The sequence below is a fragment of the Pseudomonas sp. AD21 genome, assembly GCF_002878485.1.
In the GTDB taxonomy this organism is placed as follows: domain Bacteria; phylum Pseudomonadota; class Gammaproteobacteria; order Pseudomonadales; family Pseudomonadaceae; genus Aquipseudomonas.
Window position 1 is genome coordinate 1 of record NZ_NQYG01000003.1, and the last position, 13,719, is coordinate 13,719.

At 60.7% G+C, this 13,719-nt stretch carries 10 protein-coding genes; all 10 read left to right on the forward strand.

The window, feature by feature from the left end; genetic code table 11:
• Positions 1-210 (forward strand): hypothetical protein (locus PseAD21_RS29850; RefSeq protein WP_218244966.1); only part of this gene is annotated, 210 nt, incomplete at its 5' end.
• Between the two features lie 71 nt (positions 211-281).
• Positions 282-2,912, forward strand: coding sequence for a ribonuclease R (gene rnr / locus PseAD21_RS02235; protein WP_102354314.1), 2,631 nt, complete (start codon positions 282-284; stop codon positions 2,910-2,912).
• Positions 2,909-3,676 (forward strand): 23S rRNA (guanosine(2251)-2'-O)-methyltransferase RlmB, encoded by a 768-nt coding sequence (gene rlmB, locus PseAD21_RS02240; RefSeq protein ID WP_102354315.1) that lies wholly within the window; start codon positions 2,909-2,911, stop codon positions 3,674-3,676. The genes rnr and rlmB overlap by 4 nt, the downstream gene beginning before the upstream one ends.
• A gap of 308 nt (positions 3,677-3,984) precedes the next feature.
• Positions 3,985-4,407, forward strand: a complete 423-nt coding sequence (rpsF, locus tag PseAD21_RS02245) for a 30S ribosomal protein S6 (protein ID WP_025111846.1) — start codon at positions 3,985-3,987, stop codon at positions 4,405-4,407.
• Positions 4,408-4,435: 28 nt separating this feature from the next.
• Positions 4,436-4,666 carry a 30S ribosomal protein S18 gene (gene rpsR, locus PseAD21_RS02250; RefSeq protein ID WP_002551829.1) on the forward strand — a complete coding sequence of 77 codons (231 nt, stop codon included), beginning with the start codon at positions 4,436-4,438 and terminating at the stop codon, positions 4,664-4,666.
• 36 nt (positions 4,667-4,702) lie between these two features.
• Positions 4,703-5,596, forward strand: coding sequence for a hypothetical protein (locus PseAD21_RS02255; protein ID WP_102354316.1), 894 nt, complete (start codon positions 4,703-4,705; stop codon positions 5,594-5,596).
• A gap of 19 nt (positions 5,597-5,615) precedes the next feature.
• Complete coding sequence (gene rplI / locus PseAD21_RS02260; RefSeq protein ID WP_102354317.1) at positions 5,616-6,062, forward strand: 50S ribosomal protein L9; 447 nt, start codon at positions 5,616-5,618, stop codon at positions 6,060-6,062.
• Between the two features lie 120 nt (positions 6,063-6,182).
• Positions 6,183-7,580 (forward strand): replicative DNA helicase, encoded by a 1,398-nt coding sequence (gene dnaB, locus PseAD21_RS02265; RefSeq protein WP_102354318.1) that lies wholly within the window; start codon positions 6,183-6,185, stop codon positions 7,578-7,580.
• Between the two features lie 190 nt (positions 7,581-7,770).
• Positions 7,771-10,083, forward strand: coding sequence for a YgiQ family radical SAM protein (locus PseAD21_RS02270; RefSeq protein ID WP_102354319.1), 2,313 nt, complete (start codon positions 7,771-7,773; stop codon positions 10,081-10,083).
• Between the two features lie 338 nt (positions 10,084-10,421).
• Positions 10,422-13,697: a DUF2126 domain-containing protein gene (locus PseAD21_RS02275; RefSeq protein WP_102354320.1), complete on the forward strand. Its 3,276-nt coding sequence runs from the start codon at positions 10,422-10,424 to the stop codon at positions 13,695-13,697.
• Positions 13,698-13,719 lie beyond the last annotated feature (22 nt).

Sequence of the window (13,719 nt, forward strand, 5' to 3'; positions counted from 1 at the left end):
ACCGTAAGGTCACCAGCACCTGAAGCTGGCGTGTCTACCAATTTCACCACCTGGGCATCTCGTCAACGTATGTACGTCGTCGATGGCGCGCACTATACGGAGCGTCTTTTTAACTGTAAACCCCTGCCAGCAAAAAAAATGATTTTTTTTACCGACGGTGTTCAAAAGGGCTTTCAGGCGTCGATACAAGGCTCTAGAAGAGCCTTATAGAGTGGGAAATTTCCCGTTTGATGGCGCCTATGCCAAACTAACCCGCATATAGACAAGGTGAAAACTCTCTAATGGCCGATTGGCAGTCCCTCGATCCCGAGGCCGCTCGTGAAGCGGAAAAATATGAAAACCCTATTCCTAGCCGCGAACTGATCCTGGCGCATCTCGCCGATCGGGGTTCGCCGGCTGCCCGCGAGCAACTGGTCGAAGAGTTTGGTCTGACCACAGAAGACCAGATCGAAGCCCTGCGCCGCCGCCTGCGCGCCATGGAGCGCGACGCTCAACTGATCTACACCCGCCGCGGCACTTACGCGCCGGTGGACAAGCTCGACCTGATCCTCGGCCGCATCAGCGGTCACCGTGATGGTTTTGGCTTCCTGGTGCCGGATGATGGCAGCGATGACCTGTTCATGAGCCCGGCGCAAATGCGTCTGGTGTTCGACGGTGACCGTGCCTTGGCCCGTGTTTCCGGTCTCGACCGTCGCGGCCGTCGTGAAGGCGTGATCGTCGAAGTGGTGACCCGTGCTCACGAGAGCATCGTCGGTCGTTACTTCGAAGAAGGCGGCATCGGTTTCGTCGTTGCCGATAATCCGAAGATCCAGCAGGAAGTGCTGGTCACCCCGGGTCGCAACGCCAACGCGCAGATCGGTCAGTTCGTCGAGGTGAAAATCACCCACTGGCCAACCCCGCGCTTCCAGCCGCAAGGCGACGTGGTCGAAGTCGTCGGTAACTACATGGCGCCGGGCATGGAAATCGATGTTGCCCTGCGCACCTACGACATTCCACACGTCTGGCCTGAAGCCGTTCTGAAAGAAGCGGCCAAGCTCAAGCCGGAAGTCGAAGAGAAAGACAAAGAGAAGCGCATTGACCTGCGCCATCTGCCGTTCGTGACCATCGACGGTGAAGACGCTCGCGACTTCGACGACGCGGTCTACTGCGAAGCCAAGCCGGGCAAGCTGCGCCTGTTCTCCGGTGGTTGGAAGCTGTACGTGGCCATCGCCGACGTTTCCAGCTACGTGAAGATCGGTTCTGCGCTGGACAACGAAGCCCAGGTGCGCGGCAACTCGGTGTACTTCCCTGAGCGCGTAGTGCCGATGCTGCCTGAGCAGCTGTCCAACGGGCTGTGCTCGCTGAACCCGCAAGTCGACCGTTTGGCCATGGTTTGCGAGATGACCATCTCCAAGTCCGGCGAAATGACCGACTACTGCTTCTATGAGGCGGTGATCCATTCCCACGCTCGTCTGACCTACAACAAGGTCAGCGCGATGCTGGAAACGCCTAAGGTCGCTGAAGCGCGCAAGCTGCGTGGCGAGTACACCGACGTCGTGCCGCACCTCAAACAGCTTTATGCGCTGTACAAAGTGTTGCTGGCCGCCCGTCATGTGCGTGGCGCGATCGACTTCGAAACGCAGGAAACCCGGATCATCTTCGGTTCCGAGCGCAAGATTGCCGAAATCCGTCCGACCACCCGCAACGATGCGCACAAGCTGATCGAGGAATGCATGCTGGCGGCCAACGTGGCCACCGCCGAGTTCCTCAAGAAGCATGAGATTCCAGCGCTGTATCGCGTCCACGACGGCCCGCCACCGGAGCGTCTGGAAAAACTGCGCGCCTTCCTCGGCGAGCTCGGCCTGTCCCTGCACAAAGGCAAGGATGGCCCGTCGCCGAAGGATTATCAGGCCCTGTTGGCGAGCATCAAGGACCGTCCGGATTTTCATCTGATCCAGACCGTGATGCTGCGTTCGCTGAGCCAGGCGGTCTACAGCGCTGATAATCAGGGCCACTTTGGCCTGAATTACGAAGCCTATACCCACTTCACTTCGCCGATCCGTCGTTATCCAGACCTGCTGACGCACCGCGCGATCCGCAGCGTGATCCATTCGAAACAGGACACCCCGCACGTTCGTCGTGCCGGTGCGATGACCATTCCGAAGGCGCGCATCTATCCGTACGACGAGGCGGCGCTGGAGCAACTCGGCGAACAATGCTCGATGAGCGAGCGCCGTGCCGACGAAGCGACCCGCGACGTCGTGAACTGGCTCAAGTGCGAGTTCATGAAGGATCGCGTGGGCGAGTCGTTCCCGGGTGTGATCACCGCCGTGACCGGTTTTGGCCTGTTTGTCGAGCTGACCGATATCTACGTCGAAGGCCTGGTGCATGTCACCGCGCTGCCGGGCGATTACTACCACTTCGATCCTGTGCATCACCGCCTGGCGGGCGAGCGTACCGGTCGCAGCTTCCGTCTTGGCGATACCGTTGAAGTGCGCGTCATGCGCGTTGACCTCGACGAGCGCAAGATCGACTTCGAGATGGCGGAAAAAACCATCAGCGCGCCGATTGGTCGCAAAAAGCGTGGTGCCGAAACTTCAGCGCCTGCCGCGAAAACCTCGGAAGAGAAGGCCCCGGCAAAAACCGCCAGCCGCCGTCCTGCCAAGGAAAAAGCCGCAGAAGCCTATCGCCCGAGTGACGCCGTAGCGAAAAACGCCGAGCTGCGCAAAAGCCGTGAAATGAAGAAGGCCTTGCTGGCCGATGCCAAAAGCGGTGGTAAAGCGGCGTCCGGGGGAAAGACCGGGCGGTCGGCGCCTGAAAAGGCCTCCGGCGGCAAGCCAGCGAAACCGAGCAAACATCGTAAGGGCCCGCCAAAAACGGGTTCCGCTCCAGCCAAAAGTGGCGGGGCACGTAAACCGAAGGCGAAGTCATGAGTCAGTTGGAAAAAATCTACGGCGTTCACGCGGTAGAAGCGTTGTTGCGTCACCACCCGAAACGCGTCAAGCAGATCTGGTTGGCGGAAAGCCGCAACGATCCGCGCGTACAGACTCTGGTAGAGCTGGCCAACGAAAATCGCGTTCAGGTCGGCCAGGCCGAGCGCCGCGAAATGGACGCCTGGGTTGAGGGCGTGCATCAGGGCGTGGTCGCGGATGTCAGTCCGAGCCAGGTCTGGGGCGAGGCGATGCTCGACGAGTTGCTCGACCGCACCGAAGGCGCGCCGCTGCTGCTGGTGCTTGACGGCGTGACCGATCCGCACAATCTCGGTGCCTGCCTGCGCTCGGCGGATGCGGCCGGTGCGCTGGCGGTGATCGTGCCGAAAGACAAGTCGGCAACCTTGACCCCGGTGGTGCGTAAGGTGGCTTGCGGCGCGGCGGAAGTGATTCCGCTGGTGGCAGTGACCAACCTCGCCCGCACGCTGGAAAAACTTCAGCAGCGCGGTCTGTGGGTGGTCGGCACGGCGGGTGAGGCCGAGGTCAGCATTTATGACCAGGACCTGACCGGCCCGACCATCCTGATCATGGGCGCCGAAGGCAAAGGCATGCGTCGCCTGACCCGCGAACACTGCGACTATCTGGTGACCCTGCCGATGGCCGGTAGCGTCAGCAGCCTGAACGTCTCGGTCGCTACTGGCGTGTGCCTGTTCGAAGCCCAGCGTCAGCGCGGCGCCAAAGCCAAGGCTGCCGCCAAGAAATCCTGAGTCGTACACGATTCAAATGCGGGGGCGAGCCTGCTCGCGAAAGGGGGAGTGTCAGTCGACGTAAATGTTGCCTGACAGACCGCATTCGCGAGCAGGCTCGCTCCCGCAGTGTTTTTTGGTGTGGCATGAATTGGTGGTTGTTCAAATAATCACCAATTGCCTTGCACCTCTTCTGTCCCTTCTCTACAATTGCGCCCCTTGCTGTGACGGCAGGCACGCATGTGCCCCGCGCCAGCAAGTCCATAAGTGTCATTCACTCCTTGTCTGACCGTTTTTGAGCGGCAGGCTACAACCCGTAAGGAGCATTCATGCGTCATTACGAAATCATCTTTCTGGTCCACCCGGATCAGAGCGAGCAAGTCGGCGGCATGGTTGAGCGTTACACCAAGCTGATCGAAGAAGACGGCGGCAAAATCCACCGTCTGGAAGATTGGGGCCGTCGTCAACTGGCCTACGCAATCAACAATGTTCACAAGGCTCACTACGTGATGCTGAACGTTGAGTGCACTGGCAAGGCCTTGGCCGAGCTGGAAGACAACTTCCGCTACAACGATGCAGTGATCCGTAACCTGGTCATCCGTCGCGACGAAGCCGTTACCGGCCAGTCCGAGATGCTCAAGGCTGAAGAAAACCGCAGTGAGCGCCGTGAGCGTCGCGACCGTCCTGAGCACGAAGGCGCTGATAGCGTTGATAGTGATGACAGCGACAACAGCGATAACGCTGACGAGTAATCCACGGACCTTTTAAGGAGCCTATCAAATGGCACGTTTCTTCCGTCGTCGTAAATTCTGCCGCTTCACCGCTGAAGACGTGAAAGAGATCGATTACAAAGATCTCAACACTCTGAAAGCCTACGTATCCGAGACCGGCAAAATCGTTCCAAGCCGCATCACCGGTACCAAAGCTCGTTATCAGCGTCAGCTGGCCACCGCTATCAAGCGCGCCCGCTTCCTGGCCCTGCTGGCCTACACCGACAGCCACGGCCGCTGAGACCGGGCAGTCGACAAGTAGCAAAGGATTGAATGCATGCGTGCCTTAGCTGAGTTCATCATGCGAGGCCGTATGCAGGCCACTCTCGTGGTGGCCGGATGTGCAACATTGCCGTTGTTGTATTGGTTGGGTGCTGCCGCGGGGAGCCTGGTGCTGCTGCGGCGCGGACTGACGGACGCCCTGGGTGTTCTGTCTCTGGGGCTGCTGCCGGCGTTGATCTGGTGGCTGTATGCCGATGACCCACGGGCACTTCTGGTGCTGCTGGGTTCTTCGGGGCTTGCGTTGGTTTTGCGCGCAAGCGAATCCTGGGTCCGCACGCTGCTGGTCAGCGTAGTGATTGGAGTGGTGTTTTCGGTGGTGCTCGGGGCAGCGTTTGCGGCCCAGATCGAGATGCTCGCGCAGGCCTTGATAAAGGTCATGCCGGCGCTTCTCGGTGAGACCTACAAGCAATTGTCGGTCGATGAGCAGGCGCGTTTCGCGTCCCTGATTGCACCGGTCCTGACCGGACTGATTGCGGCATTGTTGCAGATCGTCAGCGTGCTGAGCCTGATCGTCGGGCGGCATTGGCAGGCGTTGTTGTACAACCCGGGTGGTTTTGGTCGCGAGTTTCGCGCCATCCGGATCCCGCTGGGGCCGGCGATGTTACTGCTGGCGTTGATGCTTCTGGGCCCGAATCTCGGTGCACAGATGGCCATGTTGACGCCGTTGTGCAGTGTACCGCTGGTGTTCGCCGGACTCGCCCTGATTCACGGGCTGGTCGGGCAGAAGCGACTGGCCGGTTTCTGGCTGGTGGGGTTGTACGTCACGCTGCTGTTGTTCATGCAGCTGTTCTATCCGTTGCTCGTGGTCCTGGCCATTGTCGACAGCCTGATTGATTTTCGCGGTCGTCACGTGTCGAAAGACACCGATAACGCGAACGGTGAAGGTTAAAAGTTAAGAGGATTTCCACATGCAACTGATCCTTCTGGAAAAAATCGCCAACCTGGGCAACCTGGGCGACAAAGTAAACGTTAAGGCCGGTTACGGCCGTAACTACCTGCTGCCTTTCGGCAAAGCTACCGCTGCGACCGCTGCCAACCTGGCTGCTTTCGAAGAGCGTCGTGTTGAGCTGGAAAAAGCTGCCGCAGACCGTAAAGCATCGGCTGAAAGCCGTGCTGCCCAACTGGCCGAGCTGGAAGTGACCATCACTGCCACCGCTGGCGACGAAGGCAAGCTGTTCGGTTCGATCGGTACTCACGACATCGCTGACGCACTGACCGCTTCCGGCGTTGAAGTGCAGAAGAGCGAAGTTCGTCTGCCGAACGGCACCATCCGCAACGTGGGTGAATTCGACGTGGCTGTGCACCTGCACGCCGAAGTTGAAGCCACCGTACGCGTTGTCGTGGTAGCAGCTTAAGCAACACTTGTCGGCTGGCACCCTCGGGTGCTTGCCGGTAACATCGGGCACGATCCTGTTTACAGGTCGTGCCCTTTGTCTTTCTGGTACTCCCGTTTTCAACCCTGACTCCAAGTGGCCATGAACGAAATCTCCGCTCCCGAGCAATACGATCTGCAAACCGCCGCGCTGAAAGTGCCGCCGCATTCCATCGAGGCTGAACAGGCTGTACTCGGTGGTCTGATGCTGGACAACAACGCCTGGGAACGCGTGCTCGATCAAGTCTCCGACGGCGATTTCTACCGGCATGACCACCGTTTGATCTTCCGTGCGATCGCCAAACTGGCCGATCAGAACTCCCCGATCGACGTCGTGACCCTTGCCGAGCAATTGGACAAGGAAGGTCAGACCTCGCAGGTCGGTGGCCTCGGTTATCTCGGCGAGCTGGCGAAAAACACGCCGTCTGTCGCCAACATCAAGGCCTACGCGCAGATCGTCCGCCAGCGCGCGACGTTGCGCCAGTTGATCGGCATCAGCACCGAAATCGCCGACGCCGCCTTCAATCCTGAGGGGCGTACCGCCGAAGAGATCCTCGACGAAGCCGAACGGCAGATCTTCGCGATTGCCGAGGCCCGGCCGAAAACCGGCGGTCCGGTGGGCGTCAACGAACTGCTGACCAAGGCCATCGATCGCATCGACACCCTGTTCAACACCGCCGACGCGATCACCGGCCTGTCCACCGGCTACACCGACCTCGACGAGAAGACCAGCGGCCTGCAGCCGTCCGACCTGATCATCGTCGCCGGCCGTCCGTCGATGGGTAAAACCACCTTCGCGATGAACCTGGTGGAAAACGCCGTACTGCGCAGCGAGAAGGCAGTGCTGGTGTACTCCCTCGAGATGCCAGGCGAATCGCTGATCATGCGTATGCTCTCGTCCCTGGGGCGTATCGATCAGACCAAGGTCCGTTCCGGCCAACTGGAAGACGACGACTGGCCACGCCTGACCTCGGCGGTCAACCTGCTCAACGACCGCAAGCTGTTCATCGACGATACTGCCGGTATCAGCCCGTCGGAAATGCGGGCGCGGACCCGGCGTCTGGTGCGCGAGCACGGCGATGTCGGCCTGATCATGATCGACTACCTGCAGCTGATGCAGATCCCTGGCTCCAGTGGTGACAACCGGACCAACGAAATTTCCGAGATCTCGCGATCCCTGAAAGCCCTGGCCAAGGAATTCAACTGCCCGGTGGTGGCGCTGTCGCAGCTCAACCGCTCCCTGGAACAACGTCCCAACAAGCGCCCGGTGAACTCCGACTTGCGGGAATCCGGAGCGATCGAGCAGGACGCCGACGTCATCATGTTCGTGTACCGGGACGAGGTCTATCACCCGGAAACCGAACACAAGGGCATCGCCGAAATCATCATCGGCAAGCAGCGGAACGGCCCGATCGGCTTTATCCGCCTGGCGTTTATCGGTAAGTACACCCGTTTCGAAAACCTTGCGCCGGGCAGCTATAACTTCGACGACGACGAGTAATCTTCGTCGCCTGATCTGGCCTCTTTGCGAGCAGGCTCGTTCCCACATTTGGAATGCGTTCAAATGTGGGAGCGAGCCTGCTCGCGAATGGGCGTGGCGCAATTTCCGACCACAGCCGTCGGAATTGGTCAAAATTTGTGCTATATTCCGCGCCCGCGAAATTCAATGAAAGCCAACACCGGTTATCGACATGCAAGCAGCCAAGCCGTTATTTGACTATCCAAAGTACTGGGCCGAATGTTTCGGGCCAGCGCCGTTCCTGCCGATGAGCAGGGAGGAGATGGATCAGCTCGGCTGGGATTCCTGCGACATCATCATCGTCACCGGTGATGCCTACGTCGATCACCCCTCGTTCGGCATGGCGATCATCGGCCGGCTGCTGGAGTCCCAGGGCTTCCGCGTCGGGATCATTGCCCAGCCGAACTGGCAGTCCAAAGACGACTTCATGAAGCTCGGCGAGCCGAACCTGTTCTTCGGCGTCGCGGCCGGCAACATGGACTCGATGATCAACCGCTACACCGCGGACAAGAAAATCCGCTCCGACGACGCCTATACCCCGGGTGGCATGGCCGGCAAACGTCCGGATCGCGCGAGCCTGGTCTATAGCCAGCGTTGCAAGGAAGCGTACAAGCATGTGCCGATCGTACTCGGCGGCATCGAAGCTTCCCTGCGCCGCATCGCCCACTACGACTACTGGCAGGATCGCGTGCGCAATTCGATCCTGATCGACGCCAGCGCCGACATTCTGCTGTACGGCAACGCCGAGCGGGCGATTGTCGAAGTCGCGCAGCGTCTGTCCTACGGGCACAAGATCGAAGACATCACCGACGTGCGCGGCACCGCGTTCATTCGCCGTGACACGCCGCAAGGCTGGTACGAAGTCGATTCCACGCGTATCGACCGTCCGGGCAAGGTCGACAAGATCATCAACCCGTACGTGAACACCCAGGACACCCAGGCCTGCGCCATCGAGCAAGAGAAGGGCCCGGTGGATGATCCTGAGGAAGCCAAGGTCGTACAGATCCTGGCCAGCCCGAAGATGACCCGCGACAAGACCGTGATCCGCCTGCCGTCGATGGAAAAGGTGCGTAACGACCCGGTCCTGTACGCCCACGCCAACCGCGTGTTGCATCTGGAAACCAACCCGGGCAACGCCCGTGCGCTGGTGCAGAAGCATGGCGAGATCGACGTCTGGTTCAACCCGCCGCCGATTCCGATGACCACTGAAGAAATGGACTACGTGTTCGGCATGCCTTACGCACGGGTTCCGCACCCGGCGTACGGCAAGGAAAAGATCCCGGCCTACGACATGATCCGTTTCTCGGTGAACATCATGCGTGGCTGCTTCGGTGGCTGCACCTTCTGCTCGATCACTGAGCACGAAGGCCGGATCATCCAGAACCGTTCCGAAGAGTCGATCATTCGCGAAATCGAAGAGATCCGCGACAAGGTCCCGGGCTTCACCGGCGTCATTTCCGACCTCGGTGGCCCGACCGCGAACATGTACCGCATCGCCTGCAAGACACCGGAAATCGAATCCGCGTGCCGCAAGCCATCGTGCGTGTTCCCGGGTATCTGCCCGAACCTGAACACCGACCACTCGTCGCTGATTCAACTGTACCGCAGCGCCCGTGCCTTGCCGGGTGTGAAGAAGATCCTGATTGCCTCCGGCCTGCGTTACGACCTCGCTGTCGAGTCGCCGGAGTACGTCAAAGAGCTGGTGACCCACCACGTCGGCGGGTACCTGAAGATCGCCCCGGAACACACCGAGGAAGGTCCGCTCAACCAGATGATGAAACCGGGCATCGGCAGCTATGACAAGTTCAAGCGCATGTTCGAGAAGTACACCAAGGAAGCGGGCAAAGAGCAGTACCTGATTCCGTACTTCATCGCCGCCCACCCGGGTACTACCGACGAAGACATGATGAACCTGGCGCTCTGGCTCAAGGGCAACGGCTTCCGTGCCGACCAGGTGCAGGCGTTCTACCCGTCGCCAATGGCCACCGCCACCGCGATGTACCACTCGGGCAAGAACCCGCTGCGCAAGGTCACATACAAGAGTGACGGCGTGACCATCGTCAAGAGCGAAGACCAGCGTCGTCTGCACAAGGCGTTCCTGCGTTATCACGATCCGAAGGGCTGGCCGATGCTGCGCGAAGCGCTGATTCGCATGGGCCGTGGTGATCTGATCGGGCCGGGCAAGGATCAACTGATTCCGGCCCATCAGCCAGCGACCGACAGCTACCAGAGCGCCCGTCGCAAGAACTCGACACCGGCCGGCAGCCACAAGGTCGCGAAAGAGGGCAAAGAGAAGACCACCAAGATTCTCACTCAGCACACCGGACTGCCGCCGCGTGCCAGTGACGGTGGCAATCCGTGGGACAAGCGTGAACAGGCCAAGGCGGCGGCATTCGCCCGCAACCAGCAGGCGGCCAAGGAGCGCAAGGACGCGGCCAAGGGCAAAGGGCCGAAACCGGCTCGCAAGCCAGTGGTACCGCGCTAAGTCGCTTTTTAGCTCAACAGAACGCCAACCTTCGGGTTGGCGTTTTGCATTTCAGGATTCAAACAGTGCGTTGAAACGACTGGCCCCTTCGCGAGCAAGCCCGCTCCCACATTTGGAATACGGTCTCCTGTGGGAGCGGGCTTGCTCGCGAAGGCGTCCTCTCAGGCGCCGCATAAACAAATGCCGCCACATTTAGGCGCAACTTCGCTAAACCATTTCTCCGCATCGCCCGATTTTGGTGCTGTACTGCCCTGAGCATTCCGGGAAAGCGCCCAAGCCCCTGCATGGCATAAGTCTTGCGCGCTTTCGAATACGCTTAGGCTCGCAGGAGGCACGCCGTGTCGATTCATGTCGCATTGCATCACGTCACGCATTACCGCTACGACCGCGCTGTCGAACTCGGCCCGCAGATCGTTCGCCTGCGCCCGGCTGCCCACAGCCGCACGCGGATACTCTCGTATGCGCTGAATGTCTCGCCCGAGCAGCACTTCATCAACTGGCAGCAGGACCCCCAGGGCAACTACCTCGCGCGTCTGGTCTTCCCCGAGAAAACCGACGAGCTGCGCATCGAGGTCGATCTGCTGGCCGAGATGGCGGTGTTCAACCCGTTCGACTTCTTCCTCGAACCCTACGCCGAGAAAATCCCCTTCGCCTACGCCGCCGATGAGCGCAAGGAACTGGCGCCGTACCTCGAAACCCTGCCGCTGACGCCGGCCTTCAAAGCCTATCTGGACGCCATCGATCGCACGCCGCTGCCGGCGGTTGATTTTCTGGTGATGCTCAACCAACGCCTCAGCGAAGATATCCGCTACCTGATCCGTATGGAGCCGGGCGTGCAGACCCCGGAGCACACCCTCGAACACGCCTCTGGTTCCTGCCGCGATTCGGCGTGGCTGCTGGTGCAGTTGCTGCGCAATCTCGGCTTGGCCGCGCGGTTTGTTTCCGGTTATCTGATTCAACTGACCGCCGATGTGAAAAGCCTCGACGGCCCGTCCGGCACCGAAGTCGATTTCACCGACCTGCACGCCTGGTGCGAGGTGTATTTGCCGGGCGCTGGCTGGATCGGTCTGGATGCCACCTCCGGATTGTTCGCCGGTGAAGGGCATATCCCGTTGGCCTGCAGTCCCGATCCTTCCTCGGCAGCGCCGATCAGTGGCTTGGTCGAACCGTGCGAATGCCAGTTCAGCCACGAGATGTCAGTGGAGCGGATCTGGGAAGCACCACGGGTGACCAAGCCCTACACCGACGAGCAGTGGTTGGCGATTCAAGCGCTGGGTCGGCAGATCGATGCCGATCTGCTGGAAGGTGATGTGCGCCTGACCATGGGCGGCGAACCGACCTTCGTGTCCATCGACGACCCCGACGGCGCCGAGTGGAACACTGCAGCGCTGGGCCCGGACAAGCGCCGGCTCTCCGCCGAACTGTTCCAGCGCATGCGCAAACACTACGCGCCCAAAGGCCTGGTGCATTTCGGTCAGGGCAAGTGGTACCCGGGCGAGCAATTGCCGCGCTGGTCGCTCAACTGTTATTGGCGCCGTGATGGCGTACCGATCTGGCACAACAACGCGCTGATCGCCGACGAGCAGCAGGATTACGGCGCCGACGGCGTGCTGGCTGGGCGCTTTCTGGCGAGTGTCGCCGAACGTCTGAAATTGCCTGCGCGCTTTGTGTTCCCGGCCTACGAAGACAATTTCTATTACCTCTGGCGCGAAGGCGCGCTGCCGAGCAACGTCAGCGCCGAAGACTCACGGCTGGAGGAGCCGCTGGAGCGCGTGCGTCTGCGCAAGGTCTTCAGTCAGGGGCTGGATAAAGTGATCGGTCAGGTTCTGCCGCTGGCGCGCACCGCCAAGGGTGATCAATGGCAGAGCGGGCGCTGGTATCTGCGCGACGAGCATTGCCGACTGGTGCCGGGGGATTCGCCGCTGGGTTATCGCCTGCCGCTCGGCTCGCAGCCGTGGGTGAAGGCCGCCGAGTATCCGTTCATTCTTCCCAACGACCCGAATCAGGACTTCCCGCCGCTGCCGGACACGACGCAGCTCAACAGTCATGGCCAGCCTGCGTCTGCCGACGAGCGCCCGCCAAAAATTGACGAATCCGCCGACTGGCTGACCCGCACCGCATTCTGTGCCGAGGCGCGCGAAGGGCGGTTGTACCTGTTCATGCCGCCGCTTGAGCGGGTCGAGGATTATCTGGAACTGGTGGCGGCCATCGAAGCCACCGCCGAAGAGCTGCATTGCCCGGTGCTGCTGGAAGGTTATGAGCCACCGAGTGATCCGCGCCTGAGCAACTTTCGCCTCACCCCGGATCCGGGTGTTATCGAGGTTAACGTGCAGCCGTCCGCGACTTGGGACGAACTGGTCGAGCGCACCGAGTTTCTCTATGAAGAGGCGCGGCAAACCCGCCTGACCACGGAAAAATTCATGATCGACGGGCGCCACACCGGCACCGGTGGCGGCAACCATTTTGTCCTCGGTGGCGCGACGCCGGCGGACTCGCCGTTCCTGCGCCGCCCGGATCTGCTGCGCAGCCTGATCAGCTACTGGCACAACCATCCGTCATTGTCCTACCTGTTTTCCGGCTTGTTCATCGGCCCGACCTCGCAGGCACCACGGGTCGACGAGGCACGCAACGACGCTTTGTACGAACTGGAAATCGCCTTCGCGCAGATGCCACAAGTGGGCGAAGAATGCCCGCCGTGGTTGGTGGATCGGTTGTTGCGCAATTTGCTGATCGACGTCACTGGCAACACTCACCGTGCCGAGTTCTGCATCGACAAACTGTATTCTCCGGACGGTGCGACCGGGCGCCTCGGTCTGCTCGAGTTGCGCGCTTTTGAAATGCCACCGCATGCGCGCATGAGTCTGGCCCAGCAGTTGTTGCTGCGCGCACTGGTCGCGCGGTTCTGGCGCGAGCCGTATGCGCCGCCGAAACTGGCGCGCTGGGGTACCGAACTGCACGACCGCTTCATGCTGCCGCACTTCATCGAGCAGGATTTCGCCGACGTCATCGTCGAACTCAACAGTGCTGGTTATCCGTTGCGCGCCGAATGGTTCGCCGCGCATCTGGAGTTCCGTTTTCCCAAGGTCGGTGATTACGCGGTCAATGGCATCGAACTGCAATTGCGGCAGGCGCTGGAGCCTTGGCATGTGTTGGGCGAGGAGGGCACGGCGGGCGGCACGGTGCGCTATGTCGATTCGTCGCTGGAGCGTTTGCAGATCAAACTCAACGGGCTGCCGCCGCAGCGTTACCTGCTGACCTGCAACGGTGTTCCGGTGCCGCTGCAACCGACCGGGCGCATCGGCGAGTTCGTCGCCGGCGTGCGTTTTCGGGCCTGGCAACCGGCCAACTGCCTGCAACCGACCATCCCGGTGCATGCGCCGCTGGTGTTCGATCTGCTCGATACCTGGATGCAGCGTTCGCTGGGCGGTTGCCAATACCACGTTGCACACCCGGGCGGGCGCAATTACGAGACCTTGCCGGTCAATGCCAACGAGGCAGAGAGCCGGCGCATGGCGCGCTTCTTCCGCATCGGACACACGCCGGGGAAACTTCCGATACCGAACCTGACAATCTCCGACGAGCTGCCGATGACGCTCGATTTGCGACGTTTCTAAGTCCTGCACGACATGCGGATTT

What these genes read in the sequence shown, in the direction of transcription:
- rnr (WP_102354314.1), top strand. Translation starts at nt 282, where the DNA reads ATGGCCGATTGGCAGTCCCTCGATCCCGAGGCCGCTCGTGAAGCGGAA.
- rlmB (WP_102354315.1), top strand. Translation starts at nt 2,909, where the DNA reads ATGAGTCAGTTGGAAAAAATCTACGGCGTTCACGCGGTAGAAGCGTTG.
- rpsF (WP_025111846.1), top strand. Translation starts at nt 3,985, where the DNA reads ATGCGTCATTACGAAATCATCTTTCTGGTCCACCCGGATCAGAGCGAG.
- rpsR (WP_002551829.1), top strand. Translation starts at nt 4,436, where the DNA reads ATGGCACGTTTCTTCCGTCGTCGTAAATTCTGCCGCTTCACCGCTGAA.
- PseAD21_RS02255 (WP_102354316.1), top strand. Translation starts at nt 4,703, where the DNA reads ATGCGTGCCTTAGCTGAGTTCATCATGCGAGGCCGTATGCAGGCCACT.
- rplI (WP_102354317.1), top strand. Translation starts at nt 5,616, where the DNA reads ATGCAACTGATCCTTCTGGAAAAAATCGCCAACCTGGGCAACCTGGGC.
- dnaB (WP_102354318.1), top strand. Translation starts at nt 6,183, where the DNA reads ATGAACGAAATCTCCGCTCCCGAGCAATACGATCTGCAAACCGCCGCG.
- PseAD21_RS02270 (WP_102354319.1), top strand. Translation starts at nt 7,771, where the DNA reads ATGCAAGCAGCCAAGCCGTTATTTGACTATCCAAAGTACTGGGCCGAA.